Annotated in this window: 25 protein-coding genes and 2 pseudogenes; 15 read left to right on the top strand and 12 right to left on the bottom strand. The window is 60.7% G+C overall.

Translation table 11 applies throughout. The annotated features are described in order from the left end of the window. Positions 1-413 (top strand): arsenate reductase (glutaredoxin) (arsC, locus tag B3V69_RS09035; protein WP_296445784.1); only part of this gene is annotated, 413 nt, incomplete at its 5' end. Between the two features lie 7 nt (positions 414-420). On the opposite strand, the gene B3V69_RS09030 is transcribed toward arsC, so the two are convergent. The 4 genes from B3V69_RS09030 to B3V69_RS09015 all read right to left on the bottom strand — a co-directional run bounded on the left by B3V69_RS09030 (position 421) and on the right by B3V69_RS09015 (position 3796). Continuing rightward, positions 421-579 (bottom strand): DUF3309 family protein, encoded by a 159-nt coding sequence (locus B3V69_RS09030; RefSeq protein WP_296445783.1) that lies wholly within the window; start codon positions 577-579, stop codon positions 421-423. A gap of 31 nt (positions 580-610) precedes the next feature. Next, complete coding sequence (locus tag B3V69_RS09025; RefSeq protein ID WP_296445788.1) at positions 611-2254, bottom strand: ATP-binding protein; 1644 nt, start codon at positions 2252-2254, stop codon at positions 611-613. Positions 2255-2597: 343 nt separating this feature from the next. After that, positions 2598-3548, bottom strand: a complete 951-nt coding sequence (locus tag B3V69_RS09020) for a cation diffusion facilitator family transporter (protein WP_296445781.1) — start codon at positions 3546-3548, stop codon at positions 2598-2600. After that, complete coding sequence (locus B3V69_RS09015) at positions 3545-3796, bottom strand: DUF2789 domain-containing protein (protein ID WP_296445779.1); 252 nt, start codon at positions 3794-3796, stop codon at positions 3545-3547. The genes B3V69_RS09020 and B3V69_RS09015 overlap by 4 nt, the downstream gene beginning before the upstream one ends. 121 nt (positions 3797-3917) lie before the next feature. On the opposite strand from B3V69_RS09015, the gene B3V69_RS09010 reads away from it, so the two are divergent. From B3V69_RS09010 to B3V69_RS09000, 3 genes are all read left to right on the top strand, one after another. Then, positions 3918-4568 (top strand): nitroreductase family protein, encoded by a 651-nt coding sequence (locus B3V69_RS09010; protein WP_296445777.1) that lies wholly within the window; start codon positions 3918-3920, stop codon positions 4566-4568. A gap of 180 nt (positions 4569-4748) precedes the next feature. Then, a complete protein-coding gene (locus tag B3V69_RS09005; RefSeq protein WP_296445776.1) occupies positions 4749-6284 on the top strand; it encodes a tetratricopeptide repeat-containing serine protease family protein in 1536 nt (511 codons plus the stop codon). An 8-nt stretch (positions 6285-6292) separates the two neighbouring features. After that, positions 6293-7486, top strand: coding sequence for a M20 aminoacylase family protein (locus tag B3V69_RS09000; RefSeq protein WP_296445774.1), 1194 nt, complete (start codon positions 6293-6295; stop codon positions 7484-7486). Between the two features lie 102 nt (positions 7487-7588). Here B3V69_RS09000 and B3V69_RS08995 read toward each other — a convergent pair whose 3' ends face one another. Continuing rightward, positions 7589-8356, bottom strand: a complete 768-nt coding sequence (locus B3V69_RS08995; protein ID WP_296445772.1) for a type III pantothenate kinase — start codon at positions 8354-8356, stop codon at positions 7589-7591. 93 nt (positions 8357-8449) lie between these two features. Between B3V69_RS08995 and B3V69_RS08990 the strand changes: the two genes are divergently transcribed. Next, complete coding sequence (locus tag B3V69_RS08990) at positions 8450-9889, top strand: amidase (protein WP_296445770.1); 1440 nt, start codon at positions 8450-8452, stop codon at positions 9887-9889. Between the two features lie 30 nt (positions 9890-9919). Here B3V69_RS08990 and B3V69_RS08985 read toward each other — a convergent pair whose 3' ends face one another. The 3 genes and pseudogenes from B3V69_RS08985 to B3V69_RS08975 all read right to left on the bottom strand — a co-directional run. Then, the gene (locus tag B3V69_RS08985; RefSeq protein WP_296445786.1) at positions 9920-10357 is read right to left on the bottom strand and encodes a rhodanese-like domain-containing protein; all 438 of its coding nucleotides are present in this window, start codon (positions 10355-10357) and stop codon (positions 9920-9922) included. A gap of 174 nt (positions 10358-10531) precedes the next feature. Beyond that, positions 10532-11032 (bottom strand): annotated as a pseudogene (locus tag B3V69_RS20655) (MBL fold metallo-hydrolase); the annotation flags it as partial. 49 nt (positions 11033-11081) lie between these two features. Next, a pseudogene (locus tag B3V69_RS08975) lies at positions 11082-11309 on the bottom strand (fumarylacetoacetate hydrolase family protein); the annotation flags it as partial. A gap of 376 nt (positions 11310-11685) precedes the next feature. Here B3V69_RS08975 and B3V69_RS08970 point away from each other — a divergent pair. The 5 genes from B3V69_RS08970 to icmF all read left to right on the top strand — a co-directional run bounded on the left by B3V69_RS08970 (position 11686) and on the right by icmF (position 20164). Continuing rightward, positions 11686-12888 carry an ABC transporter substrate-binding protein gene (locus tag B3V69_RS08970; protein WP_296445768.1) on the top strand — a complete coding sequence of 401 codons (1203 nt, stop codon included), beginning with the start codon at positions 11686-11688 and terminating at the stop codon, positions 12886-12888. A 104-nt stretch (positions 12889-12992) separates the two neighbouring features. Beyond that, on the top strand, positions 12993-13883 hold the full coding sequence (locus tag B3V69_RS08965; protein ID WP_296445766.1) for a branched-chain amino acid ABC transporter permease: 891 nt from the start codon (positions 12993-12995) through the stop codon (positions 13881-13883). Positions 13884-13898: 15 nt separating this feature from the next. Then, entirely contained in the window at positions 13899-15845 is a 1947-nt protein-coding gene (locus tag B3V69_RS08960; protein ID WP_296445764.1) for an ABC transporter permease subunit, read from the top strand. 18 nt (positions 15846-15863) lie between these two features. Continuing rightward, positions 15864-16580, top strand: a complete 717-nt coding sequence (locus tag B3V69_RS08955; protein WP_296445763.1) for an ABC transporter ATP-binding protein — start codon at positions 15864-15866, stop codon at positions 16578-16580. Between the two features lie 182 nt (positions 16581-16762). Next, positions 16763-20164: a fused isobutyryl-CoA mutase/GTPase IcmF gene (gene icmF, locus B3V69_RS08950; protein WP_296445761.1), complete on the top strand. Its 3402-nt coding sequence runs from the start codon at positions 16763-16765 to the stop codon at positions 20162-20164. Positions 20165-20226: 62 nt separating this feature from the next. On the opposite strand, the gene B3V69_RS08945 is transcribed toward icmF, so the two are convergent. Together B3V69_RS08945 and B3V69_RS08940 are read right to left on the bottom strand one after the other, a co-directional pair. Then, positions 20227-20394 (bottom strand): hypothetical protein, encoded by a 168-nt coding sequence (locus B3V69_RS08945; RefSeq protein WP_296445759.1) that lies wholly within the window; start codon positions 20392-20394, stop codon positions 20227-20229. A gap of 84 nt (positions 20395-20478) precedes the next feature. Beyond that, on the bottom strand, positions 20479-20799 hold the full coding sequence (locus tag B3V69_RS08940) for a DUF6172 family protein (RefSeq protein ID WP_296445758.1): 321 nt from the start codon (positions 20797-20799) through the stop codon (positions 20479-20481). A gap of 155 nt (positions 20800-20954) precedes the next feature. Here B3V69_RS08940 and B3V69_RS08935 point away from each other — a divergent pair, with 155 nt between their 5' ends. After that, entirely contained in the window at positions 20955-22217 is a 1263-nt protein-coding gene (locus B3V69_RS08935; RefSeq protein WP_296445756.1) for a DEAD/DEAH box helicase, read from the top strand. A 15-nt stretch (positions 22218-22232) separates the two neighbouring features. On the opposite strand, the gene B3V69_RS08930 is transcribed toward B3V69_RS08935, so the two are convergent. Next, the gene (locus B3V69_RS08930; protein ID WP_296445755.1) at positions 22233-22469 is read right to left on the bottom strand and encodes a hypothetical protein; all 237 of its coding nucleotides are present in this window, start codon (positions 22467-22469) and stop codon (positions 22233-22235) included. A gap of 133 nt (positions 22470-22602) precedes the next feature. After that, the gene (dbpA, locus tag B3V69_RS08925; protein ID WP_296445753.1) at positions 22603-24024 is read right to left on the bottom strand and encodes an ATP-dependent RNA helicase DbpA; all 1422 of its coding nucleotides are present in this window, start codon (positions 24022-24024) and stop codon (positions 22603-22605) included. 32 nt (positions 24025-24056) lie between these two features. On the opposite strand from dbpA, the gene B3V69_RS08920 reads away from it, so the two are divergent. The 4 genes from B3V69_RS08920 (at position 24057) to B3V69_RS08905 (ending at position 26724) form a co-directional block, all read left to right on the top strand. Beyond that, entirely contained in the window at positions 24057-24275 is a 219-nt protein-coding gene (locus B3V69_RS08920; protein ID WP_296445751.1) for a SlyX family protein, read from the top strand. Between the two features lie 143 nt (positions 24276-24418). Then, positions 24419-24610 (top strand): hypothetical protein, encoded by a 192-nt coding sequence (locus tag B3V69_RS08915; protein ID WP_296445749.1) that lies wholly within the window; start codon positions 24419-24421, stop codon positions 24608-24610. A gap of 54 nt (positions 24611-24664) precedes the next feature. Next, the gene (locus B3V69_RS08910; protein WP_296445747.1) at positions 24665-25486 is read left to right on the top strand and encodes an SRPBCC domain-containing protein; all 822 of its coding nucleotides are present in this window, start codon (positions 24665-24667) and stop codon (positions 25484-25486) included. Positions 25487-25572: 86 nt separating this feature from the next. Continuing rightward, positions 25573-26724: a M14 family metallopeptidase gene (locus tag B3V69_RS08905; RefSeq protein ID WP_296445744.1), complete on the top strand. Its 1152-nt coding sequence runs from the start codon at positions 25573-25575 to the stop codon at positions 26722-26724. Positions 26725-26861 lie beyond the last annotated feature (137 nt).

Here is a 26861-nt window from a genome sequence, read left to right as displayed (position 1 = left end):
TCACGATTTATCACAACCCCCAGTGCGGCACCTCGCGCAACACGCTGGCGCTGATTCGCAACACCGGTGTCGAACCCCGTGTCATCCGCTACCTGGAAACACCGCCCACCCGCGCGGAGCTGGTGGCGCTGATTGCCGCCATGGGAACGCCGGTGCGCGAAGTCATGCGCAGCAAGGAAGCCGTCTACAAGGAACTGGCCCTCGACAATCCGACATGGAGTGACGACGCCTTGATCGACTTCATGCTGGCGCACCCGATCCTCATCAACCGCCCGTTGGTGGTCACGCCCTTGGGCACGCGCTTGTGTCGGCCGTCCGAAGCCGTGCTGGACATTCTGCCCCAGCCGCAATTGAGGGCCTTCAGCAAGGAAGATGGCGAAGCCGTGATTGATGCGCAAGGGCATCGTGTCTGAGTTGCCGCTACAGCCGTCCCATCAACAGCAGCACGATAATGATGATCACGACCAACCCCAATCCACCGCTGGGCCCGTAGCCCCAGCTCCTGCTGTGCGGCCAGGCCGGGATGGCACCGATCAGCATCAGGATCAGAATGATCAACAGAATAGTTCCCAAGCCCATGGTTTTTCCTTGAAGTTGTGAGTCAGTAGATTCAATTCGCCGGCCGTCCGTTTCTACGGGCACTTACTTCTTGTTGGCCGCGAGCGTCGTTTGCGTTCTTCGCAAACTTCAGCGCCAGGTCCAAGGTGTCCATCAACTCGCTCACCTTGACGGGCTTGGTGAGGTAGCGGAAGAATCCGGCTTGGAGACCGACTTCGATATCAACGGGCACCGCTTTGGCACTGAGCGCGATGACGGGAATAGGGGCTGTTGACGGGTCTTTGGCAAGGATTTTCAGCGCCTCGATACCGCTGATGCCTGGCAGGTTAATGTCCATCAGGATGACGTCGGGGAGAGAAGCGCGCGCCATCTCGATGCCGCGGATGCCGTCCTTCGCACTCAGCAGGTGTATATCGGGCCGACGCGCGATGAGTTGCTCGACCAGTTCCAGGTTGACCGGATTGTCTTCCACGTAGAGTAGGGTGCAAGGCGGCGCGCCATCCCGAAATTGTGGCGATACCGGCACAGCACCCTCGCCTTCGTCAAGTGCCAACTGCGGTGCCGTCGTTCGACTCAATTCGACCCAGAATACGCTCCCCACCCCGAGGGTGCTGCCGACGCCAATGGTGCCCCCCATCAGTTCAACCAAGCGCTTGGTCACCACAAGGCCCATACCCGTGCCTTCCTCCGCGCCGGACTCCTTGCCAAGTCGATTAAACGGCTGAAAAAGTTGCGCCAGCTGTTCCTGGGTCATGCCCAAGCCGGTGTCCCTCACACTGATACGAATCGAATCCGGGGAGATCAGGGCGCACTCCACGGCAACCGCGCCGCCCGGTTTGTTGTATTTGATGGCGTTGAAAAGCAGGTTGATGAGAACCTGTTTAAGTCGGATCCTGTCGGCTTGGACAAAGTTGGGTAGCGCCAGTTCTTGAAAACTCAAGCCAATGCCGCGCACGTCTGCCTGCGACTCGATCATGGCCCGGCATTCGAGCATGACGTCGTCCAAGGAGACCGGCTCCCGCGACATTCTCACCTTGCCCGACTCGATCAGCGAGAGATCGAGGACTTCGTTGATCAGTTCCAGCAGGTGCCAACCGGCCTTGAGAATCTGTTCGAGGCTTCGCTTTTGCGAGGGCGTGGGTTCCGTCGCACCAGACTCAATGAGTTGGGCGAAGCCCAGGATGGAGTTGAGCGGCGTGCGCAATTCATGGCTCATGCTGGAGATAAACTCTGATTTCGCCCGGCTTGCCTTCTGCGCGACGGCCAGCGCCTCGGTCCGATCCGATTCGAGGCGCTGGCGCGCGGAATTGTCGGTGACCAACAACAAGAATCCAAGGGTGCCGCCCTCGTCGTTGCGCAGCGTCGTGACCGACACGACGGCCGGAAAACGGCTGCCATCGTTGCGGATGGTGGTTAATTCATAGATGTCCCCCATCCCGCAGGCGGCCTTGAAGATCAAGGTCTCGAAGCCCGGCTTTATCGTGGTTTTCATCTCCACGCTCAATTCTTTGGCACGTGCCATCATTTCCTGCGCATCGAACAGATCGGAAACCGTGATCTTGTTCAAGGCGTCGGCGGCCCGATAGCCCAGCATGCGTTCGGCACCGGCGTTGAACATTTGAATGGCGCCTTTTTCGTCGGTGGCAATGATCGAGACGTTGGCGCTGGCCAGGATGGCGTGCTCCAAAGGCTGCATCTTGAACAAGCATTCCCGGCACCTCAGTTCGACAAGGGCATCCACCCGGCTCGCGTAGTCGGTCAGGGCGGGATCATTTTCTGTGGTGGACACGGTCAATTATTGTGAAAAGAGTGCGACGAACCATTGAGACCATTGCCATGCTGACAATAAAGTTTTGCACTCTGCGAACGAGCACACTTCCCCTTCTTATCGAACTGGAATCTAATTTTCAGTTCTGTTCGCGTCGCGACTTTGCGTTAACGCAACAAATAACGGGAAAGCCGTGGCATTGATCCGCTTTGCTGAAATAGTCCGATGCCTGCCCGCTGAACGGTTTGACCGTCAAACGGCGGGGTAACTGTCAGTGGGCGTGTCCATGATGCGGCACGGGCGCCTGCGCCGGTTCTGCACACGCTATCGTGAAAGGCTCTTTCATTACCTGCAAAGTGACATGGGTGATCTCGAAGCGGTCATGCAACTGATCCGTCGCATGCTTCAAAAAAGCATCGTCGGCGTGCCCCTGCGGCATCACCAGATGCGCGGTCATGGCGATGTACGAGGTGCCGGTCGCCCAGATGTGCAGGTCATGCACCAGCGTCACGCCGGGGAGCGCCGCCAGGCAGTCACGAACGGCCTGCGGGTCCACGCTGTCCGGCACCCCGTCAAACAGCATATGAAGCGACTGGCGGAACAGACTCCAGGTCCCCAGCACGATCACGACGGCGATCGCCAGACTGACCACCGGATCCAGCCAGACCCATCCCCGCCACAGCGTCAGCGCACCTGCGACCACCACGCCGGCCGACACCAGCGCATCAGCGGCCATGTGCAGGAAGGCGCTGCGTATGTTCAGATCGTTCTCGCGACCGCGCATGAACAGCAAGGCGGTCGCCGTGTTGATCACAATGCCCACGCCGGCTACCAGCATGATGGTCACGCCCTGTGCCCCCAGCAGGGGCTCCGGCGAGATCAGGCGGCCGATCGCTTCCCATACCAGGGCCCCCATGGCCACCAGAAGCAGCAAGGCGTTGGCAAAGGCCGCCAGAATGGTGCCGCGCTTCCAGCCATAGGTTTTGCGGGCGCTCGGGCGCAACTTGCCCGCCAGCGCACCGCCCCAGGCCAGCACCAGCCCGGCCACATCGCTCAGGTTGTGGCCAGCGTCGGCCAACAAGGCCAGCGAGTTGACCCGCCAGCCGTAAAACGATTCAATGGTCACGAAAATGATGTTGAGCGCAATGCCAATGGCAAAGGCCCGGTTGAAGTTCGCGGGGGCGTGGTCGTGCTGGTGAGCGTGGTCGTGTCCCGCACTCACTTGCTTTTGATCTCCGGCGGGCGAAGGGACGCATTGAGTTGATCGACCAGTTCGGCCCAATCCGAATCCTGATGCAAGGCTTCGTGCAAGAAAGTGGCCTGCGCGGGCGTCCAGAACGGCGCATCCGCCAGCTTGACGTCCGCCGCCAGCGGCGTGTGCGTCGCGATGAACTGCCGGATGCCCGGCGCATCGCAAGGCAGACCCAATTGCGCAAAGAGATCGCTGAAATGATGTATTGGTGTGTTCATCGCATCTTTATAGCATTTCAAGTGTCAACGCGACGCGCTGGCCGGCGCCGATACACTGCCATACCCGGCAGACATCCAAGCCCAAGCCGCGTGCTTGCTGCTCACAACCAAGGAACGCCTGATGGATTTGCCTTCTGGCCGCGAGTTATCGGAATTTGCCAATGCCCTGATCCATTCGCGCCAAAACGTCTCGCCGCGGCGTCTGGACGAGCCCGGACCCACGGCACAACAGCTGCAAGACATTCTGGGGGCTGCCGCCGCCGCGCCTGACCACGGCCAGTTGCTGCCCTGGCGCTTCGTCGTGGTGCCCAAGGCCCGGCGCGAGCGGCTGGCCGAGGTGTTTGGGCTGGCCCTGGTGGCGCGCGACCCGAACGCCACGCCATTGCAAATCGAAAATGCGCGCGAAAAGGCTTACCGTGCTCCTTTTCTGATGCTGGCGATAGCCCGACTCATAGACGGTACCGCACCGTGGGACATCGCGCCTGCGCGTGGGGCTCAGCATCCCGAATCGACTGAAGTTGAGGTCGGCGATGCGGAGCGTTTGGTGTCCTTGGGTTGCGCTATTCAGAACATCGTGCTCTCGGCCCATGCAGCGGGTTTTGGCACCGGCCTGACCAGCGGCCAGGCGTTGGCGTCACGGGCTTTACGCGAACTGTTCGGTTTGGCCGAGAACGAGCGGGCCGTGTGCTGTATCAACATCGGCACCGTAACGCACCATAAGCCGGTGCGCCGGCGGCCCGCCGTGTCGGACTATGTGTCGGAGCTGAGTTGAACAGGATTCGAATAAGGGAATCGACGCTTGCTGGCCAGGCCAACGGCTGCGATACTTGGATTCAGACGGTTGAATTTTCTATCCGTGTCGGCTCGGCTCATTGGCCTCTTCGCCTCTCCGCACAACAATTCGCACGGGTGTATTTTGAATAAATCAAATTATTTTGTTTGCTGTATCGCCATGATCGCCGCCGCCGCGCAAGCCGGTATGCCTGAAGGTAAGGAGGCCTTCGCCAAAGCGCAGTACGCGGATGCCCGCAAGGAGTTGGCAGAGCCCGCAAGCCAAGGCGATGCCGAGGCGATGGCCCTGATGGGTGACATGCTGATGCGGGGCCGGGGTGGACCGCGCGATGAACTCAAGGCGCGTGAGTACATCCTGCAGGCCCATGAGAATGGCTCCAACCGGGGAACTTTCGTCCTCGGACTCTTGTACCTGTACGGCAATCTGGTCAACAAAAATGAGGCCAAGGGAATAGAGCTGGTCAAGCAAGCGGCGGAGAAAGGGTATGCGCCAGCGCAGTCCCAGTTCGGCGCCTGGATTGGCAACGGCGTTTATGGATACGAAAAAAACGAAACCGTTGCGCTGACCTGGTTCAAGGAAGCCGCCACGCAGAAGGATGCGTCGGCCATGAACTGGTTGGGGTTTTTTTACGAAAATGGCAAAGCCGGCCTGGCCCAGGACCCTCTGATCGCGCTGGACTGGTACAAAAAATCCGCGGAGCTGCACAACACGATGGCCATGGTCTCGACCGGCCGGCTGTACGCCTTGGGCCGCGGCGTTTCGCCAGACGGTGCGGAGGCCTTGCGCTGGTTTAAAAAAGCGGCCGCACTGGGGAGCTATCAGGGCTACGCATGGATTGCCAGCGTCTATGAATTTGGTCGCGGCGGGCTGGCAAGAAATCCAAACCTGGCCTACGCATGGTACGCGGCGGTCCCGTCCAACGTGCCGGCCGAGCTTGTCAAATCGTCGACCGAAGGCCGCGAGCGCCTCGCCAAAATTCTGTCGCAGGCCGAGCAGGATGAGGCTGGCAAGCAGTCAAAAACGGTTGTCGCGAAAAACGCCATCAACGCCCTGCTGGCCGTCGCCACGGCGGGTCAGTCGGCTGCACGCAAAGGCGTTTACGGCAGCGGGGTGGTCGTCAGCCGACATGGCGACATCGTGACGAACGAACACGTGGTGCAACACTGCGAAAAAATACGCATACAGCCGCTGGGAACCGATGTGAAGGTTATCGCGAAAGACGCAAAAAACGACCTGGCGCTGTTGCGCCTGGAAGGCAATCCGCTGCCTGCCAGCAATTTCAGGGTCGGCAAAAGCATACGACTGGGTGACGAAGTCGTCGCCATTGGCTACCCCTTGCGCGGCCTACTGTCCTCCGGGCCGATTGTCACCACGGGTATCGTGAATGCCCTGAGCGGCGCCAACGACGACACCTCGGCTTTCCAGATGTCGGCAACGGTTCAGCCGGGCTCCAGCGGCGGCCCTATTTTTGACAACAATGGCCTGCTGGTCGGCATTGTCAGGGCGCGCTTGCTGTCCAGCGGGCCAATCGGGGCTCAAAACGTCAATTTCGGCATCAACCTGGCCACGGTTTCAGGGTTTCTGGATGCGCACGCAGTGGACTACAGCACGCTCCCGATCAGCAACAAACCCAGCAGCGTCAGCGACATCACGGCTCAAACCCAGAAGTCAACGGTGCAAATTGAATGCTATTAGGAGCACCCATGAAAGTGATTGATTCGATCGTGACCGAGGCGGCGGGTATTGCCGCCATTCGTCGGGATATTCATGCCCACCCCGAGTTGTGTTTTGAAGAGGCCCGCACCGCCGACGTGGTGGCGCAAAAGCTCACCGAGTGGGGGATCCCGATCCACCGCGGCATGGGTGGCACCGGTGTCGTGGGAATCGTCAAACACGGTAGCTCCGGGCGTGCCATTGGCCTGCGCGCGGACATGGATGCCCTGCCGATGCAGGAGTTCAATACCTTCAGCCACACCAGCCAGCACCCGGGCAAGATGCACGCCTGCGGTCATGATGGGCACACCGCCATGCTGTTGGCCGCGGCCCAGCATCTCGCCCGGCAGCGTCATTTTGATGGCACGGTGTACCTGATTTTTCAGCCCGCCGAGGAAGGCGGTGGCGGCGCGCGCGAGATGATCAAGGACGGTTTGTTTGACAAATTCCCGATGGAGGCGGTATTTGGCATGCACAACTGGCCCGGCTCTGAAGTGGGTAAATTCGCCGTCAGTCCGGGGCCGGTGATGGCATCGAGCAATGAGTTCAAGATCACCATTCGTGGCAAGGGCGGCCATGCGGCCTTGCCGCATTTGGGTCTGGACCCGGTGCCGGTGGCCTGCCAGATGGTGCAGGCCTTTCAAACCATCATCAGCCGCAACAAGAAGCCAATTGATGCCGGGGTGATTTCAGTCACCATGATCCACGCCGGTGAGGCGACCAATGTCATACCCGACAGTTGCGAGTTGCAGGGCACGGTACGTACCTTTTCGCTGGAGGTGCTGGATCTGATCGAGCAGCGCATGAAACAGATCGCCGAGCACACCTGTGCCGCGTTCGAGGCGACTTGCGAGTTTGAGTTTGATCGCAACTACCCGCCCACCATCAACAGTGCCAAAGAAGCCGAGTTCGCGCGCCAGGTGATGGCAAGCATCGTCGGGGAGAGCAACGTTCAGGTGCAGGAACCCACCATGGGGGCGGAGGATTTTTCCTACATGTTGCTGGCCAAACCCGGCTGCTACAGTTTCATCGCCAACGGCGATGGTGCGCATCGGGACATGGGGCACGGCGGCGGCCCCTGCATGTTGCACAACGCCAGCTATGACTTCAATGATGCGTTGATTCCGCTGGGGGCCACCTATTGGGTGCGGCTGGCCGAGGAATGGCTCAAAACCACTGTTTGATGGGCATCACGGGGCTGGCAGGGCATCGCCTGTTCTTCGGACGCGCTGGGCGTGCGATGGAGCCGACTGGGGCAGGTACTGGAGTGAGGCTTTGGCGCTTGCTTAAGCGCCAAAGCGGCGCGCCGCCATCTCCAGCAAGCCGTCGAAAATCAGGTTGTCCACCAGCTCGAACTGCACCGACATGCTGGGGGCCATTTTCCAGCCCGCGCCGCCGGTCATGATGCATTTGGGCTCGACGCCGCAGTGGGCACGCACGTGCTGCACCATGCGTTCCACGGCGCCGGCAATGGCGTAGGTGCCGCCGCTGGTGAGCGCGTCACTGGTGTTGGTCGGGAACTCGCGCACGTCGCCGGTCGGCACATGCAAGCCGGCGGTGCCGGATTCGAGGGCGCGCAGCATGATGCCGTGGCCGGGCAGAATCAAGCCGCCCAAAAACTTGCCGTCGGCATCAATCGCCTCCACCGTCACCGCCGTGCCCACCATGACCACGACCATCGGTTGCGCCGGGCCTTGCGCCAGCAAGCGGTGCCAGGCACCGATCATCGCCACCCAGCGGTCGGCGCCCAGGCGCGCGGGAAAGTCGTAGCCGTTGGTCAGGCCGGCTTCGGCCGCACTGGACACCACCCATTGCGGGGCCGCATCCCAAATTTCCATCTGCTCCTCGACCCGGCGTTTCAGGGCGTCGCCCGCCACGATGCAACCCAGCATGCGCTGAGGGTGAGGCAGGGTGGCCCAGGCGCCGTCGGCCAGCTTGTCAATGTTTTCAAGAAACTCGGCGCCATGCGCGAGCAGGGTCGCGGCCGGATGAGGTGTTTGGTAAAGCGCCCACTTCAGGCGGGTGTTGCCAACGTCAATTGCCAGGAATGTCATGGCCTCATTATCATCAAACCGGCGGCGCCTGGCTGGCCGGGCCAGTCCAGTGCGGGACGTTCTAAACTCGGTCGCACCCCAGATCGGTAAGCCATGTCCATTGTCGAACTCTCCGCCCATTCACTGTCGCGAGCCCTTCATGCGGGGCAGGTTTCGTGTCGCGAGGTGATGCAGGCTTATTTGAGTCGCATTGAAGAGGTCAACCCCCGGCACCTGGCGATTGTGAGTCTGCAGGATGGCGATCTGCTGTTGCGCCAGGCCGACGAGCGCGACGCGCAGCTGGCGCGGGGTGAGTCCATGGGCTGGATGCATGGCATGCCGCAGGCCATCAAGGATCTCTGCAACACGGCAGGCATTCCGACCACGCTGGGCTCGCCCCTGATGCGCAACTTTGTGCCGCAAGACGACGGCTTGATGGTGCAGCGCATGAAAGCGGCCGGTTGCATCGTGATCGGCAAGACCAACACGCCGGAGTTTGGCTTGGGCTCGCATACCTTCAACGAGGTGTTTGGCATCACCCGCAATGCCTATGATCCCTCGCGCTCGGCGGGGGGAAGCAGTGGCGGTGCCGCCGTGGCGCTGGCGCTGCGCCTGTTGCCGGTGGCCGACGGCTCGGATTTCATGGGCAGCCTACGCAACCCGGCCGGTTGGAACAACGTCTTCGGCTTGCGTCCCAGCCAGGGCCGGGTGCCGATGTGGCCGGCGCCGGATGCCTGGGTCAGCCAGCTGGGCACCGAAGGGCCGATGGGACGCAGCGTGCGCGATGTGGCGAATCTGCTCGATGTACAAGCGGGTTTTGACCCGCGCGCTCCTCTTTCGATAGCTGATGGCGCCCGTTTCACGGGGGCTCTGGACGAATTTGACTGCAAAAAAGTGCGAGTGGGCTGGCTCGGGGACCTGTCGGGCTACCTGGCCATGGAGCCCGGCATTCTGGACGTCTGCGGACACGGGCTGGCTCGCCTGGCGGCCTTGGGCTGCGCGGTGGCGCCGCTAGCGCTGGGAACGCCGCCGGAGAAAATCTGGCAAGCCTGGCTGATCTGGCGTCGTGCGCTGGTGGCCGCGCGCATTGCCCCGTTTTTGTTGAGCCCCAAGAACCGCGCGCTGATCAAGCCCGAGGCTTTGTGGGAACACGAGCAGGCGCGTACCCTCACCGGTCACGAATTCCTGAGCGCCAGCGTGCAGCGCACGGCCTTTTACCAGCACATGCTCTCGCTGTTTGAAACACATGATTTTTTGGCGCTGCCGGTGTCGCAAGTCTGGCCTTTTGCGGCGGAGCAGCGTTGGCCCAGTCAGATCAACGGCGTTGCGATGGACAGCTACCACCGCTGGATGGAAGTCGTGATTTACGCCACCTTTGCGGGCTTGCCCTGCATCAGCGTGCCGGTCGGGTTTGATGCACGTGGCTTGCCCATGGGCATGCAGCTGATAGGCCGGCCGCATGGTGATTTTGAGCTGCTGCAACTGGCGCATGCCTATGAGAAGGCGGCACAGGAGGTGTTGACGCGCAAGCCACCGGTAGTCCCCGTGCTATGAGCACGGCGGCGGTGTGAGCGCGAGGTTGCTTCAGCCCTGGCGCCAGGGCAAACCGTGATAGCGCCAGCCGCCTTTGCGCCCGCGCTGCGCGTGCGCATCCGGATCGCCTTCAAAACCTTCGAGGATGTTGTAGGCCTCCAGCCCGAGCTCGGTCGCGCGTTTGGCGGCGGCGATGGAGCGCACGCCGCTGCGGCACAATAAAACCACTTTTTTGCCCGCCGGCACCGCCGCCCGCAGGCCCTCGTCAAAGTCGGCATTCATCACCATGCCTGGCCATTGCTTCCAGGCCAGCGCTGTGGCGCCCGGCACAAAACCGACCCACTCCCGTTCCGCATCACTGCGCACGTCCACCAGCACCGCGTCGCCAGCCTGCCACCATTGGCAAGCGAGCTGGGGCGACACATCGCCCGCGTAGCCCGGCGCGGAACGCGCGCTTGAGCTTGCCTCGCCACCCGCGTCATGGCGCAGGCCTGAGCTCAGGTTGGCCGGCACCGCTTCGTCAATGCGTTTGGGTTTTGGCAAATGCAGCGCCGCCATGATGGCGCTGAACTCGGCCAGCGTCTTTCCCGCCACCCGTGCGTTGCCGGTCTTCTCGGCGCCGATGGTCGAGTGGCTGCGTCCCTGGTAGTCATGTGCTGGCCAGACCGTGGTGGCTTCGGGCAGCGCAAATAGAACCTGCGTCAGGCTGTGGTACATCGCCTCGGCGCTGCCGGACTGAAAGTCGGTACGACCACAGCCGTTGATCAGCAAGCAGTCACCGGTAAAAACGTGGTCGCGCCACAAGTAGCTCATGCTGCCTGCGGTGTGTCCGGGCGTGTGCAAGGCCCGGATCTGCTCCTCGCCAAATTGCAGCGTGTCGCCATCTTTCAGTTGCACCGCCGCCGTGCTGATGCCACAGGCCGCCGGTGCCGCGGTTTGGGCGCCCGCCAGCTCGGCCAGCTGCCCGGCACTCGTGATGTGGTCGGCGTGGGCGTGGGTTTCGATGGTCCAGAGCAGCCTGAGACCATATTGGCGCAGCGTTGCCAGATCGCGTTCCAGTTGCACATCGACCGGGTCGATGATGAGTGCATCGCGGCTGGTTTCGTCAAACAGGACGTAGCTGTAGGTGCTTGAGGCCGGGTCAAAAAGCTGGATGGGTTGCATGGCAAATCCGGAATCGTTGGAATGTATTTTAGTTTGGAGGGGTTGGTTGCTAAACGATCTTCACGCTGAGTCCAGGCAGGCCGTCGACGTGCATGTCGATGATATCGCCGACCACCACCGGCCCCACGTTCTCGGGCGTGCCCGAGTAGATGATGTCGCCGGGGAACAGCTCGAACGCTTCCGACAGCTTGGCGATCTGTTCGGCCACGGACCAGATCCTCTGGCTCAGCTTGGCGCTTTGCTTGGTCTGCCCGTTGACCTTGAGCCAGATAGCGCCTTGTCCAGCGGGATGTTGCGCCCACCCTTGCCCAAGGCCGCCACATACTGGATCGCATAGGTCGGTTTCTGGAAGAAAGTGCGTCTGTCCATCGTACGCCTTCCTATGGGTGTCAATAGGGCGAACCGAAAACGGGTTTGGCACGCGGGTACGCCCGCTGCGCAGAGGCAGTTTATGCCTCCTTCACCGTGATTGCCAGCAAACCTCCTGCAAAACGGTTGCCTGCCATCACCTGAAAATATTTTCCAATTCCATTGAAATAAAAAACGGCGTCGTCATGGTTTTTACCTAGGAAAGCGCGGCGTGATCGCCGCACAATCTCATGGCGGACGGTTGTTTCCCGTCCGTCCCACAACACTACTACTTGGAGAATCGCATGAAATTTGTGCGAAATATGGCTTTCAGTTCCGTCGCCCTGGCCGTCGCGGCCATGAGCTTTGCCGCTGACAACATCAAAATCGGCTTGCAAGGTCCGCTGACCGGTGGTTCCAGCCCAATGGGCGTTTCCATGCGCGATGGCGCCAAGCTGGCCGTTACCGAGATCAACGCCAAGGGTGGTTTGTTGGGTCGCAAGATCGAAATGATCGAGCGTGACGACGAGGCCAAGAATGAGCGCGGCGTTCAAATTGCCCAGGAACTGATCAACAAGGAAAAAGTGGTGGCCACCGTCGGCTACATTAATTCCGGCGTGTCGTTGGCTTCCCAGCGTTTTTACCAGGAAGCCAAGATTCCGGTGATGAACAACGTGGCCACCGCGACCACCATCACCAAGCAGTTTGCGGACCAGCCCGAGAACTATGTGTTCCGCAATTCGGCCAATGACACCATCCAGTCCGCCATGATTGTGGAAGAGCTCATTGGCCGTAAAAAATTCTCCAAGGTCGCCATTCTGGCGGACTCCACCAACTATGGTCAGTTGGGTCGTGCTGACCTGGAAAAAGCGCTTAAGGAAAAAGGCATTACCGCCGTTGCCATTGAGAAGTACAACATCAAGGATGTGGACATGACGCCCCAGCTGCTCAAGGCCAAAGAAGCCGGCGCACAGGTTGTTATCACTTACGGCATTGGCCCGGAGCTGGCGCAAATTGCCAACGGCATGATCAAGCTCGGCTGGAAGGTCCCCATAATGGGTTCCTGGACCTTGTCCATGGGCAATTTCATTGACAACGCCGGAAAAAATGCCGACGGCGCCCTGATGCCGCAAACCTTCATCCAGGAACCCAATACGCCCAAGCGCAAGAGTTTCATTGACGCCTATCAGAAGGCCTACAAGGTCACCCGCATTCCTTCGCCAGTCTCTGCGGCGCAGGGTTACGACTCGGTTTATTTGCTGGCCGCCGCGATCAAGCAAGCCAACAGCACCGACGGCCCCAAAGTGCTGGCGGCACTGGAAGACCTGAAGGCCCCAGTGGAAGGCGTCGTCACCACCTACAACCATCCGTTCACCAAAGCCGACCACGAGGCGATCACTCTCAACATGGCGGTGATCGGCAAGGTGCAGGATGGCAGGGTGGTTTACGCCTATGACGAAGACAAGAAAAAGGGTGGCGAAGTTCGCACCAAGGCCGTGAAGAAGTAGGCGCCACCTCAAGCGCTCCTGAAAAAAAAGCCGGTGCCCACCGGCTTTTTTTGGCGTTCTGGGCACGGTTGCACGGGCATATCGGTTTTTATGTGAGGTTAGGTATGGAAATTTTTCTGCAGCTCATCTACAGCGGCGTCGCGCTGGGCATGATTTATGGCGTGATTGCGTTTGGTTACCAGCTCACCTTCGCGACCTCGGGCACGCTCAATTTCGGTCAGGGCGAGTCATTGATGCTGGGGGCGCTGGTGGGCCTGTCGCTGGCGGGCACGATCCATGGCGGCCCCTACCTCAACTATTGGGTGATGATTCCGGTGGTGGCGGTGTTTGGCGCGGCGCAAGGCGCACTGGTGGAGTGGATTGCGATCCGTCCTGCCATCAAGATCAAAAGCGAGTTTGGCTGGATCATGTCCACCATCGCGCTGGCCATCATTTTCAAGAATGTCGCAGAAAATATCTGGGGCAAGGACGATCTGAAGTTCCCGTCCCCGCTGTCGGAGGCGCCCATCAAGCTGTTCGGCGCCAATGTGTTGCCAATGGAAATCGTGGTCGTGGTCGGCGCTCTGGCCATGATGGCGATCGTTGAGATTTTCAACCGAAAATCGATTTACGGCAAAGCGGTGGTTGCCACCTCCAATGACCGGGATGCAGCCTCGCTCATGGGTATCAACACCGGTGCCGTGATCACGTTCTCCTATGCGCTGTCGTCGGTGACGGCGGCCGTGGCGGGCGTGCTGGTGGCCCCGCTGACGCTGACGGGCGCCACGATGGGCTCGGTGCTCGGGCTCAAGGCCTTTGCCGTCGCCATCATCGGGGGCTTGACTTCAGGAGTGGGCGTGATTGTGGGCGGCCTGATTCTGGGCATTGCGGAAACCACCACCGGTTATTACATCTCCACCGGCTACAAGGACGTGCCGGGGCTGGTGTTGTTGTTGCTGGTGCTGGCGGTCAAGCCCGCCGGGCTGTTTGGCAAGATGGCCATCAAGAAGGTTTGACGGATACAGGACACCATGAAAATTCAAAGCAAATCGTTCTTTCTGGCGGTGCTGGGCATCGCGGCCCTGGGGCTGTTCCCGGTGCTGGTGCCCAACCCGTACTACGTTCACCTCGTCGAGACCATTCTGATCTACGCCATCCTGCTGTTCGGGCTGGACATCGTGGTGGGCTACACGGGCCAGGTGTCGCTCGGTCATGCCGGTCTGTTCGGTGTCGGTTCGTACGCCGCCGGTGCGCTGTTCTTCAAGCTGGGCGTGCCTTTTTTCCTGGCGGTACCGGCGGCCATTGGCGTCACCGCCATGTTCGGCGCGGTGTTGGCGCTGCCGGCCTTGCGGGTGACCGGCCCCTACCTCGCCATGGTGACGCTGGCCTTTGGCACCATCATCCAGATTCTCATCAATGAGATGACGTTTTTGACCGAAGGCCCGATTGGCATCAAGGTGGCCAAACCCATTTTCTTGGGCCATAAACTGAACGAGGTGGAGTACTTCTACGTCGTGGCCGTGCTGATGGTGCTGGCGCTGGTGGTGGTGCATCGCATCCTGAAATCCCAACTGGGCCGCGCCTTTGAAGCCTTGCGCGACAGCCCGGTCGCATGTGACTGCATGGGAGTTTCGGTCTACATGTACAAAGTCTATGCGTTTGTGATCAGCGCCGGTCTGGCTGGCTTGGCAGGTGCGCTGTACACCTATTCCGAAGAATACATTTCGCCCAACACCTACAACTTCGAGTTGACCATCATGTTCCTGTTGGCGGTCATCATGGGGGGGCGCAAAACCCGCTCGGGTGCCCTGATTGGTGCCGTGATTGTGGTGATGTTGCCCAGCTTGCTGTCGGACATTGAACTCTTCCGCAAGATCGCCAGCGTGCTGGCAGTCGCGGTCTGCGGCATGGCCGCTTACAACCTCGCGAAAAAAGTCAAAACCGTGCGCGAGCTGGCGGTGCCGGTGGTGGCTACGGTGGCCATGGCGGGGTTTTCCTTCCAGCTTGAAAACATCACCGATTGGCGGCTGACCATTTTTGGTCTGATGACCCTGTTCGTGGTCTATTACCTGCAAGATGGCGTTGTGGGTTTTGCGCGGGACCTTTTCGTGCGCTTTGCCAAGCCTGCAGCGCACGCCAGCGTCAAAACCCCAGGCGCCAAGGTCAGCGCCTGGACCCCTCCCCATACGGCGGCTGCCGCTGGCTCAGGCCCGCTGCTGGAAGTTCGGCAGGTCTTGATGCAGTTCGGTGGCCTCAAAGCTCTGAATCAAGTGGACTTAAGCATTGGGCGCGGATCGATTCACGGACTCATTGGCCCCAACGGTTCGGGCAAGAGCACCATGATGAACGTGCTCACCGGCATCTATCAGCCTACCGCCGGGAAGGTGGTCTTTAACGGACAAACGGTGACGGGCCAGACGCCCTCAAGCATTGCCTTGTCCGGCATTGCACGCACGTTTCAGAACGTCCAGCTTTTTGGCGAGATGACGGCGACCGACAACGTGCTGGTGGGCTTGCACCACACGTTTAAAAGCAATACCTTGGATGTGATGCTGCGCACCCCTCGCTACAAACGGGAAGATGCCAGAGCGCGTGAGCAGGCGGCGAGTTTGCTGGAATTTGTGGGTTTGACCGGCTTGAGCGAAGAGCAGGCGCGAAATCTGCCTTATGGCAAGCAGCGCATGCTGGAGATTGCACGCGCCCTGGGGTTGAATCCCAGCCTGTTGCTGCTCGATGAACCGGCGGCCGGCTTGCCGCCGGCGGACTTGCCTGAGTTGATGAAGATGATCCAGAAAATCCGCGACCATGGCATCACGGTGATTCTGATTGAGCACCATATGGATGTGGTGATGGGGATTTCAGACACCGTGTCCGTGCTCGACTTCGGCCAGAAGATTGCGGAGGGCAAACCGGCCGATGTACAAAGCAACCCGGCCGTGATCGAGGCCTATCTGGGCAGCGGCGCAGAAGCGCATTGATTGCGGAGAAGACTCAACATGCTCACCATTGAAAATTTACAAGCCGGTTATGGCAAGGTCGAAGTACTTCACGGTGTTTCAATCCAGGTGCCCAAGGGCAAAATCGTCACCCTGATCGGCTCCAACGGGGCCGGCAAAACCACCACCATGCGCGCCGTGTCGGGCATGATCAAACCGGTGTCCGGCAGGATCACCCTGGCGGGTCAGAACATTACCGGTCTGGACTCGCACCAGATCGCCAAACGCGGCCTGGCCCACTCACCCGAAGGCCGACGCGTGTTTCCCACGTTGAGCGTGCTCGACAACATCCGTCTGGGGGCGTTTGTGCGCTACACCAACGCACGACCCAAAGGCGATGTCGAGTCCGATCTGCAAAAAGCGCTGGAGATGTTCCCGCGCCTTAAAGAGCGCACGCACCAGCTGGCCGGCACCTTGTCGGGCGGCGAGCAGCAAATGCTGGCCATGGCGCGTGCTGTCATGCTCAACCCCGAGGTGTTCCTGCTGGATGAGCCGTCCATGGGCCTGGCACCGATTCTTGTGGAGGAGGTGTTCAACATCATCTCCCGGCTCAAAAGCCAGGGCGTCACCATGCTGCTGGTTGAGCAGTTTGCGGCGGCGGCGCTCAAGGTGGCGGACTACGGCTATGTGCTTGAGAATGGCCGCATTTCAGTCCACGGGCCGGCGGACAAGCTCAAGGATGATCCGGCGGTCAAGGCGGCTTATCTGGGGGGGTAGGCAGCTCCGCAGCGTCTGCCCGACGGGCAGATCGTGAACGGTTTTCCATCAGCAGGGGCGCGCAAGCGCCCCTTTTTTGGGAAAAGCGCTAAGATTGACGTTTACGTAAACGTCAAGTCAGCGAATCCGGTTCTGATGCTGACTCCGTAACCCGTTTACCTTGCTATCTCCGGAGCTCCACCATGACCGACTTGTCCGCTGAATTCAAGGCGCTGAGCCAATACCGCCCTGTCAACAAGGTACGCTTTGTCACCGCCGCCAGCCTGTTCGACGGGCATGACGCCGCCATCAACATCATGCGCCGCATCTTGCAGGGCATGGGCGCCGAGGTGATTCACCTCGGACACAATCGCAGCGTGGACGAGGTGGTGACCGCCGCCTTGCAGGAAGACGCGCAAGGCATCGCCATCAGCTCTTACCAAGGCGGGCACGTCGAATATTTCAAATACATGGTCGACCTGCTCAAAGAGCGCGGCGGCTCCCATATCCAGGTGTTCGGTGGCGGCGGTGGCGTCATCGTGCCACCGGAAATTCGTGAACTGCAGGCCTATGGCGTGGCCCGCATCTTCAGTCCGGAAGATGGCCAGCGGATGGGGCTGGCCGGCATGATTGGCGAGATGGTGATGCGCTGCGACAAAGATCTGTCCGCCTACGCACCGAAAGACATGGCCGCCATCCAGGGGCACAGCGAAATGAGCTGGCGCGCCCTGGCGCAACTCATCACGGCGCTGGAAAACGAAAAAGCGGCGGGCGAAGGCAAAGGCGCGCCTTCCGAGCAATTAACGGCGCTGACCCAGGAAATACGGGCGGCAGCTGCTATCAAAAAGATACCGGTTCTGGGCATCACCGGCACCGGCGGCGCCGGCAAATCTTCGCTCACCGATGAGCTGATTCGACGTCTGCGGCTGGACCAGAACGACAGTTTGCGGGTGGCCGTCATCAGCATCGACCCATCACGGCGCAAGAGCGGCGGCGCGCTGCTAGGCGACCGCATCCGCATGAACGCGATTGGGCCGTGGAAAACTTCCGTTCGCCCTGAGCTTGTCGAAGGGCTTGCGCAGGCTTCGACAAGCTCAGCCCGAACGGAAAAAGATTCGGGCCAGCGGGTCTTCATGCGCTCACTTGCCACGCGCGACTTCGGTTCTGAAATCAGTGCCGCGCTGCCCGACGTAATTGCGGCCTGCAAGGTGGCGGGCTTCGACCTGATCGTGGTGGAAACCTCGGGCATTGGCCAGGGCGACGCGGCGATCGTGCCGCATGTCGATGTACCGTTGTATGTGATGACACCGGAGTTTGGTGCGGCCAGCCAGCTGGAAAAAATCGACATGCTGGACTTCGCCGAGTTTGTCGCCATCAACAAATTCGACCGCAAGGGTGCGCTGGATGCCCTGCGCGACGTCGCCAAGCAGGTGCAGCGCAACAAGGAGGCCTGGACCACACCCGCGGAGCAAATGCCGGTGTTTGGCACCATGGCGGCGCGCTTCAACGACGACGGCGTCACCGCCCTGTACCAGGCGCTGAAAGTCCGTCTGGCGGCGTTGGGCTTGAAGCTGGCGGCTTCCAATCTGCTGCCCACCGTGTCGGTGCGTCACAGCACGAATCAGACCCCGGTGGTGCCGGCCGCGCGCACCCGCTACCTGGCTGAAATCAGCGACACCGTGCGCAGCTACAAAAAGCGCGCGCGCAGCCAGGCAAGATTGGCGCGTGAAATCCAGCAGTTGCGGGAATCCGGCCGCATGCTCAAGCTCGATGATGCGAACAAGGCCAATGCCTATCAGGCGGTGATGGATCTGGCGGCGCAACGCGAGGCGCATCTGGGTGCGAGCGAACGCAAGCTGCTGGCGCAATGGCCCACCATGCAGGCCGCCTACGCGGGAGACGAATACGTTGTCAAAATTCGCGACAAGGAAATCCGCACGGCACTCACCACCAAGTCGCTTTCCGGCACCACCATTCGCAAAGTGGCGCTGCCCCAATTCGAAGACCAGGGCGAAATCCTGAAATGGCTGACGCTGGACAACGTACCCGGCAGCTACCCGTACACCGCCGGCACCTTTGCCTTCAAGCGCGAAGGTGAAGATCCGACTCGCATGTTTGCCGGCGAGGGCGACGCGTTTCGCACCAACACGCGCTTCAAATTGTTGAGCTCGGGCATGGCGGCCAAGCGCCTGTCCACCGCGTTTGATTCGGTCACGCTGTATGGCAACGACCCCGATCCACGGCCCGATATCTACGGCAAAGTCGGCAACAGCGGCGTGAGCATTGCCACGCTGGACGACATGAAAGTGCTGTACGGCGGCTTTGACTTGTGCAGCCCGTCAACGAGCGTCAGCATGACCATCAACGGCCCGGCGCCCAGCATTCTGGCCATGTTCATGAACACGGCCATCGATCAGAATATCGACAAATTCAAGGCAGACAATGGCCGTGAGCCGACCGACACCGAACTGGAAAAGATCAAGGAGTGGGTGCAGGAAAAGGTGCGTGGCACCGTTCAGGCCGACATCCTGAAAGAAGACCAGGGCCAGAACACCTGTATCTTCTCCACCGAATTCTCTTTGAAAGTGATGGGCGACATTGCCGAGTATTTTGTGCACAACCGCGTGCGCAACTTCTACTCGGTCTCCATCAGCGGCTATCACATCGCCGAAGCGGGCGCGAATCCGATTAGCCAGTTGGCGTTCACGCTCAGCAATGGCTTTACCTTTGTCGAGGCGTATTTGGCGCGCGGCATGCACATTGACGATTTCGCGCCGAACCTGAGCTTCTTCTTCAGCAACGGCATGGATCCTGAATACACCGTGATGGGCCGCGTGGCGCGCCGCATCTGGGCGGTGGCGATGAAGGAAAAATACGGCGCCAATGAACGCAGCCAGAAGCTCAAATACCACATCCAGACCAGCGGCCGCAGTCTGCACGCACAGGAAATCCAGTTCAACGACATCCGTACCACGCTGCAGGCGCTGATTGCCATCTACGACAACTGCAACAGCCTGCACACCAACGCCTTCGACGAAGCCATCACCACGCCGACCGAAGACTCGGTGCGCCGCGCCATGGCGATCCAGCTCATCATCAACCGGGAATGGGGCCTGGCCAAGAACGAAAACCCGTCGCAGGGTGCTTTCATCATCGAGGAGCTGACCGAGCTACTGGAAGAAGCGGTGCTGCTGGAGTTCGAGCGCATCGCCGAGCGCGGCGGCGTGCTGGGCGCCATGGAAACCGGCTACCAGCGGGGCAAGATTCAGGACGAGTCGATGCACTACGAGATGCTGAAACACACTGGCGAGCTGCCCATCATTGGCGTCAATACCTTCCGCAACCCGCATGGCGACGCCGTGCATGACACGCTGGAGCTGGCGCGTTCCACCGACGAGGAAAAACAGAGTCAGTTGAAACGCTTGGCGGAGTTTCATGCGCTGCACGCGAACGAATCCTCCGCCATGCTGAAACGTCTTCAGCAGGCGGTGATCGAGAACAAAAACGTGTTTGAGGTGCTGATGGACGCCGTGCGCGTCTGCTCGCTGGGCCAGATCACAAACGCCCTGTTTGAGGTGGGCGGGCAGTACCGGCGAAACATGTAAGTTTGCGGGACAGATCCTTAGCTCTGTCCCCAACCGATCAGGAATGCCGGCCTGGTGGACGCTTAACCGCCCTTTTTGCAGCGCTTGCCGGGGTTTTTCTTGCTGTTGGTGGCTGCGCCACGTTCCAGGCTGCGCAATTGGCCTTTGCCGGCGGTGAAGCACACGCCTTTGGGGGGCACGGGACGGGGGGTCGCGATGCGGTCTGCTTCGGTACGGATGATGCGGGCCATGAAATAACTCCAGTTAGTTTTAGAAAACCAGTGATTATCGCCGGTCTTGGCTTGCACCGCCGCCGAAGCCTGCCAACTCCAAACTTAAGGCTGGTCCTGATCGGTATCGCCGGTGCCCGCCGCCTTGGCGCTGCGGTAGCCGTTTTTGGCCAGTAGCTCCAGATAAAACGCGTCGCCGCCGGCCTGGGCGACCGCGTCAATCAAACTCGTGATGGTCGCGAAGTGAACCACGGTCGCGTTCTCGGCGCTGGTGCCGAACTTGCAGTCGAAATCCCAATAGTCCACGCCCTCGGGCAGCGGCACGCGTCTTTGTCTTTTGACGTATTTCCGGATTTCATGCTTGGTGGCTTCCAGCACCCGGTCACGGTGTTTGCCTTCGATGTTGAGTTTGAATGTCTTTTTCACGGTAGCCTCTTGAGAATGTTGCGGGACAAACCTTCAGCCAGGTCCCCAACTGATTCGCCTGATTTCACCCCAGACGGGTGTGTTTGCAAGCCTTCGATTATGCGACGAGACCGCCATGAACCACCCCAGCGGCCCGGCAGCTTAAACTCCAGCCCATGCCATTTTCCTCATTGGGCCTGTCCCCGTCCCTCCTGCGCGCCGTCGGCGCCAAAGCGTATCTGACACCCACGCCCATCCAGTTGGCGGCGATTCCCGCCGCCTTGCAGGGCCGCGACGTGCTGGGCTCGGCGCAAACCGGCTCGGGCAAAACGGTGGCCTTTGCCCTGCCGCTGTTGCAACAGCTGGAAAATGCCCCGCTGGAGAGCCTGCGCCGGGTGCGCGCGCTGATCCTGGTGCCCACGCGCGAACTCTGCACACAGGTGGGCGAGGAAATCCGCAGCCTGGCGGCGCACCTGCCGCGCTCGTTGAAGGTTTCCATCGTGTTTGGTGGCGTCTCCATCAATCCGCAGATGATGCGCCTGCGCGGCGGCACCGACATTGTGGTTGCCACGCCTGGGCGTCTGTTGGACCTGGTTCACCATAACGCGCTTGTTTTGGGTAGTGTCACGACGTTGGTGCTCGACGAAGCAGACCGTTTGTTTGACATGGGCTTTTCCGAAGAGCTTGGGCGCATCCTCTCGCTGTTGCCGGAGAAGCGTCAAAATCTGTTCTTCTCCGCCACCTTCCCCCCGGCCGTGCAAGCCCTGGCGCAGACGTTGCTGCGCGACCCGGTGCGCATCGAGGTGCTGCCCACGCCGCAGACCCAGCCTGCTATCGCACAACGGGCGATTGCGGTGGATGCGAGTCGGCGCACCCAGCTCTTGCGCCACCTGATTCAACAAAACCATTGGAGTCGCGTGCTGGTGTTTGTGGCGACCAAACACGCCGCCGAGATGGTGGCGGACAAATTGCGCAAAGCCCGCATCTACGCCGAGCCCTTCCATGGTGAATTGAGCCAGGGCAAGCGCACCCAGGTGCTGGCGGATTTCAAGGCCTCGCGCCTCAAGGTGGTGATCGCCACCGATGTTGCGGCCCGTGGCCTCGACATTGCGCAATTGCCGGTGGTGGTGAATTTTGACCTGCCGCGCTCCGCCGTGGATTACACCCATCGGATCGGTCGCACCGGTCGGGCCGGGGAAAGTGGTGTCGCCCTGAGCTTTGTCAGCGCCGACACTGAAGCGCATTTTCGGTTGATTGAGAAGCGTCAGGGCCTGAACTTGCCGCTGGAGCAGATGGAGGGCTTCGAGCCGCTGCAGACCGCAGTGCCGGCCGCCATGTCAACGGACGGCATCCCCTTCGACGCATCTACCGGCGGCATCAAGGGCAAACGCCCGAGCAAGAAAGACAAGCTCCGGGCGGCGGCCGCCCGCGGGCAATGAGCCGCCGTTAGTTCATCAGTTCAGCAGATAGGCGCTGGCCTGGTCTTCCAGGTCTTGCGCATCAATGGCGGCATCAAAGGCGGCGCGGCTGGCCAGCGCTTCCTTGGTGTAGGGAATCAGCGGCTTGTCCAGCGGGCGCAGCTTGTGGCGGCGCAGACCGCGCAGTTGCTGCGAACGTTCCATGGTTTGCAACACACGCTCGGGCTCCATCATCAGGCTGAAGGGGTTCAGGGCAAGTTCGGTGTTATTCATCAGGATTCTCCGGTGGGGTCAAAGCGCCCAAGAGATACTTCAGCGCTTAGGAGAACTGTAGCCGCGGGCCTGCAGAACTGAAGTCAGAACCCGGCTGTAAACGGTGTAGGTGTTTCCCTGACAGGTCCGGGGGCTATAAAAGCCGCACTTTCACGCTCTTGCCTTTGACCTTGCCGGCGTTGAGTTTTTGCATGGCCTCCAGTGCGATATCACGTTTTACCGCCACAAAAGTGGTGAATTCGGTGACGTTGATCTTGCCGATTTGCTCGCGGCTGTAGCCGGCATCGGCGGTCAAGGCGCCCAGCACGTCGCCGGGCCGGATTTTTTCCTTGCGGCCACCCAGAATCTGCAGCGTCACCATCGGCGGCAGCAGCGGCCCCTTGCCGGTGGGCGTGAGCTCGTCGAGCTTGTGCCAGACCGATTCACGCTTTTGATACTGCTCGATCTTGCCGACAAAGCCCATTTCATTCATGCTCGCCAGGCTCAGGGCCAGACCGGTTTCACCGGCGCGGCCGGTGCGGCCAATGCGGTGAATGTGAATCTCGGCATCGGGCGTGATGTCGACGTTGATCACCGCCTCCAGCTGCGTGATGTCGAGGCCGCGCGAGGCGACGTCGGTCGCCACCAGCACCGAGCAGCTGCGGTTGGCAAACTGCGCCAGCACCTGGTCGCGCTCGCGCTGCTCCAGCTCGCCATACAGGGCCAGCGCGCTAAAGCCCTGCTCTTGCAGAAAAGTCACCAGGTCCTTGCACTGCTGTTTGGTGTTGCAAAAAGCCAGCGTGCTGATCGGGCGAAAGTGATTCAGCAACTGGGCCACGGTGGCCAGCCGGTTGTGACGCGTCACCTCATAGAACCGTTGCTCGATCAGGCTCTCGGTGTGCTGCGACTCGACCTTGATCTGCAGCGGATCGCGCATGAACTGTTTGGCCAGTTTCTCGATGCCTTCCGGGTAGGTGGCCGAAAACAACAGGGTTTGCCGCTCTTTCGGGCACTGCTTGGTGACGGTGGCAATGTCGTCGAAGAAGCCCATGTCCAGCATGCGGTCGGCTTCGTCCAGTACCAGGGTATTGAGGGCTTCGAGGTTCAGATACTCACGCGCCAGATGGTCCATCACGCGCCCCGGCGTCCCCACCACAATGTGCGCGCCCTGCTCCAGCGAGGCGCGCTGGCCGCGCAGCGCCACGCCGCCACACAGGGTGACGACCTTGACGTTATCCGTCGCGCGTGCCAGGCGGCGAATCTCGGTGGTGACCTGGTCCGCCAGCTCGCGCGTCGGACACAGCACCAGGGCTTGCACGGCAAAACGACGCGGATTCAGGTTGGTCAGCAAGGCCAGGGCGAAGGCGGCGGTTTTGCCGCTGCCGGTTTTGGCCTGCGCAATCAGGTCTTTGCCGGCCAGGGCGGTGGGCAGGCTGGCGGCCTGGATCGGGGTCATCTCCAGATAGCCCAGTTGCTGCAGGTTGGCCAGCGTGGCGGGGCTCAGCGCCAGGGTAGCGAAGCTGCTGCTGGAGGATGGGGTGGCGGCCGTGGCCGTCTTTGGTTCGGTAGTGCTCATGGGGTGATTATCCTTTCAGGTCCAATAGGGGCATGGAAAACCCACCCGACACGAATAAGCGCCTGACCGATCTGGAGATCAAGGCCAGCTTCACCGAAGATCTGCTGGATCAACTGGACCAGGTCATCGTCCGTCAACAGCAGCAAATTGACAGTCTCATGCGCGAGATCGCGCAGCTTCGACAGCCCGCCGTGGACGGGGGCGCCGGTGTGTCCCGCAACCTGCGTGACGAGCTGCCGCCCCATTTTTAACGGAGGGGTCCGAAACCAACGTGTTGCGGCCCGAGCTGCGGCTGTAGGTCAGTTCCTACCGTAGCACCTGCTACCGCCCGGCAGACGCGGCACGGTCATCGTCCAATACTGAAGGTCCCTGTCACCAACAGAATGGAAACATCATGACTCGCGAACAACCCGCCCATATTGAACCCTCCAAGCACTCGACCGACGAGGTGGATGACGCGCTGCGTCAGGTCGAAGGCAACGTCGACGTCAGTCGCGGCGCCGGCTCCCCGGCCATCAAACCGAACAAGAATCTGCGCGATGACGGCTCCCCCGCTACCGACACGCCGAAGAACCCGAAGATGTGAGCCCCTGCCCAACAGGAGTGCATACTTGCGTTCACGCTACCGAGGAAGGAACCTATGCAAGTTTTTTTGAACACTGACCCGCACGTTGATGGGCGCCACCAGATGGCCGAGCACTTGACCGCGGTGGTGAAGGACGCGCTCGGTCGTTTTGGTGAACAGATCACGCGGGTTGAAGCGCACCTCACCGACGCCACCAGCCATCTCAAGGCCACGCCAGACGAGATTCATTGCACCCTGGAGGCGAGGCTGGTCGGGCTGGACCCCGTCGTCGTGAAAGACCGTGCCGGCAACGCCCATCAGGCCATTCATGGCGCCGTCGTCAAACTCAAGCGCGCGGTGGCCACGGTGCTGGAGAAACACGATCCGCGCCGTAACGTCGCGCTGCCCGACGACGTGGCCTCCAACGCGTCGGCCGTAGATGACGCGGAGCCTGCCATGAAGGAACTGACCGCCCAGGTACAGAAAACAATCCATGCCTCTGCGCCTGACGTCTGGCGGGCACTGACCACGCCCGCGACCCTGAAGAAGTTCTTTTTTGGCGCGGATGTCGAAACTGACTGGATGATTGGCAGCCCGATCCGCATGAAAGGTGAATTCAAGGGCAAACCTTATGAGGACAAGGGTGAGGTAATCGCGGTCATACCGCAGCAACTCCTGAGCTTCTCGCATTGGAGCGCGCTGTCCGGTCAGGCGGATGTGCCCGAGAACTACCACGTCGTTAGTTTCCAGCTCGGCGCACAAGGGACGTCGACGAAGGTCACCCTGAGTCAGGCCAATCTGACTGGCGGCGTGACGTCCGCAGATGTGACGCACCGGGCCGACTACGAAAAGAACTGGTCGACCGTTCTTGACGGCTTGTCAAAGCTTTTCCCCTGAGGCGGTCGCAGAGCTGGCTTCGTGGCCTGGAATTTTCGGACTACTGAAACCTCTGGTAGGGTCGGCATTTGCCAGATTGAGATCTCATGACCCAACTTCATATTTCCGCTTCCTTCGATTCTGGTGCCATTGAGGTTCTGAGCCTGGCTGACGCCAGCGACATCCAGCTCAACATCAGAAAAGACAACGCCAGTGAGTTTGCGCAGTGGTTTCACTTCTCGCTGCAAGGCGCTTGCGGGCTAGCGGTGACGCTGCGCTTTCTCAACGCCGGTCGCTGCGCTTACCCCAAGGGCTGGCAGGACTACCGCGTCGTGGCCAGTTATGACCGTCAGCAGTGGTTTCGCATCCGAACCGCTTTTGACGGCGAGGTGATGTCGGCCGACATCACCCCTGCGACGCAATGCGTTTACTTCGCCTACTTCGAGCCCTATTCGCATGAACGCCATCTCGACCTGATCGGCCGGACCGCCGCGTCTGACCATGTGGAGGTGCAGCATCTGGGCCAGACGCTGGACGGCCGCGACATGACGCTGCTGCGCATCACCGATGGCGCCAGTGCCACCCCGATGGTGCAAAAAAAGAAAATCTGGCTGATCGCCCGCCAGCATCCCGGCGAAGCCATGGCCGAGTGGTTTGTGGACGGGTTTCTGGCGCGCCTGCTCGATGGCGCCGACCCGGTGGCCCGTGTGCTGCTGGCGAAATGCGTGTTTTACGTGGTGCCCAACATGAACCCGGACGGCGCGCTGCGCGGCAACCTGCGCACCAATGCAGCCGGCGCCAACCTGAACCGCGAGTGGCAAGCACCCAGTCTGGAAAAGTCGCCGGAAGTGTTTCTGGTACGCCAGAAGATGCTGGAAACCGGTGTGGACCTGAGCCTGGACGTCCATGGCGATGAAGGCCTGCCCTACAACTTTTGCGTCGGCACCGAGGGCACGCCGGGCTACACGCCGCGCCTGGAAGCATGGGAAAACGCCTTCAAGGCGGCCTGGGTCGCCACCTGTCCCGATTTCCAGACCACGCATGGCTATGGCCGCGCCAAGCCGGGCGAGGCCAACCTAACGCTTGCCACCAACTGGGTGGGCCAGAACTTTGATTGCCTGGCCTTCACCATCGAGATGCCGTTCAAGGACAACGCCGATCTGCCGGATGCGCGGGTCGGCTGGAATGGCGAGCGGTCAAGGAAGCTGGGGGCCAGCGTCTTGCTGCCCATTTTGGCCGTGGTGGACCAGCTGCGCTGACCGGGGCTCGCCCGCAGAGTGGCAGTATGCTATTGTTTTAATAGCTGTTTGTGCATATTCCATGGGGGCTAGAGGCCAAAAACCTCGCAGATTCAACTACGAAGTGCATCAGTTGGTAGTTTAATCGGGCACATCTC

It is taken from the genome of Rhodoferax sp. UBA5149, from assembly GCF_002413825.1.
Classification (GTDB): Bacteria; Pseudomonadota; Gammaproteobacteria; order Burkholderiales; family Burkholderiaceae_C; genus Rhodoferax.
The sequence above is the reverse complement of the archived record's forward strand: the minus strand, read 5'-3'. Positions and strand labels throughout refer to the sequence as shown.

Coding starts and splice junctions, on each gene's coding strand:
- B3V69_RS09005 (WP_296445776.1), top strand. CDS start 4,749: ATGATCGCCGCCGCCGCGCAAGCCGGTATGCCTGAAGGTAAGGAGGCC.
- B3V69_RS08970 (WP_296445768.1), top strand. CDS start 11,686: ATGAAATTTGTGCGAAATATGGCTTTCAGTTCCGTCGCCCTGGCCGTC.
- B3V69_RS08990 (WP_296445770.1), top strand. CDS start 8,450: ATGTCCATTGTCGAACTCTCCGCCCATTCACTGTCGCGAGCCCTTCAT.
- B3V69_RS09015 (WP_296445779.1), bottom strand. CDS start 3,796: ATGAACACACCAATACATCATTTCAGCGATCTCTTTGCGCAATTGGGT.
- B3V69_RS08920 (WP_296445751.1), top strand. CDS start 24,057: ATGGAAAACCCACCCGACACGAATAAGCGCCTGACCGATCTGGAGATC.
- B3V69_RS08910 (WP_296445747.1), top strand. CDS start 24,665: ATGCAAGTTTTTTTGAACACTGACCCGCACGTTGATGGGCGCCACCAG.
- B3V69_RS08915 (WP_296445749.1), top strand. CDS start 24,419: ATGACTCGCGAACAACCCGCCCATATTGAACCCTCCAAGCACTCGACC.
- B3V69_RS08960 (WP_296445764.1), top strand. CDS start 13,899: ATGAAAATTCAAAGCAAATCGTTCTTTCTGGCGGTGCTGGGCATCGCG.
- B3V69_RS08935 (WP_296445756.1), top strand. CDS start 20,955: ATGCCATTTTCCTCATTGGGCCTGTCCCCGTCCCTCCTGCGCGCCGTC.
- B3V69_RS09030 (WP_296445783.1), bottom strand. CDS start 579: ATGGGCTTGGGAACTATTCTGTTGATCATTCTGATCCTGATGCTGATC.
- icmF (WP_296445761.1), top strand. CDS start 16,763: ATGACCGACTTGTCCGCTGAATTCAAGGCGCTGAGCCAATACCGCCCT.
- dbpA (WP_296445753.1), bottom strand. CDS start 24,024: ATGAGCACTACCGAACCAAAGACGGCCACGGCCGCCACCCCATCCTCC.
- B3V69_RS09000 (WP_296445774.1), top strand. CDS start 6,293: ATGAAAGTGATTGATTCGATCGTGACCGAGGCGGCGGGTATTGCCGCC.
- B3V69_RS08905 (WP_296445744.1), top strand. CDS start 25,573: ATGACCCAACTTCATATTTCCGCTTCCTTCGATTCTGGTGCCATTGAG.
- B3V69_RS08955 (WP_296445763.1), top strand. CDS start 15,864: ATGCTCACCATTGAAAATTTACAAGCCGGTTATGGCAAGGTCGAAGTA.
- B3V69_RS08965 (WP_296445766.1), top strand. CDS start 12,993: ATGGAAATTTTTCTGCAGCTCATCTACAGCGGCGTCGCGCTGGGCATG.
- B3V69_RS08930 (WP_296445755.1), bottom strand. CDS start 22,469: ATGAATAACACCGAACTTGCCCTGAACCCCTTCAGCCTGATGATGGAG.
- B3V69_RS09025 (WP_296445788.1), bottom strand. CDS start 2,254: ATGCAGCCTTTGGAGCACGCCATCCTGGCCAGCGCCAACGTCTCGATC.
- B3V69_RS09010 (WP_296445777.1), top strand. CDS start 3,918: ATGGATTTGCCTTCTGGCCGCGAGTTATCGGAATTTGCCAATGCCCTG.
- B3V69_RS08945 (WP_296445759.1), bottom strand. CDS start 20,394: ATGGCCCGCATCATCCGTACCGAAGCAGACCGCATCGCGACCCCCCGT.
- B3V69_RS08995 (WP_296445772.1), bottom strand. CDS start 8,356: ATGACATTCCTGGCAATTGACGTTGGCAACACCCGCCTGAAGTGGGCG.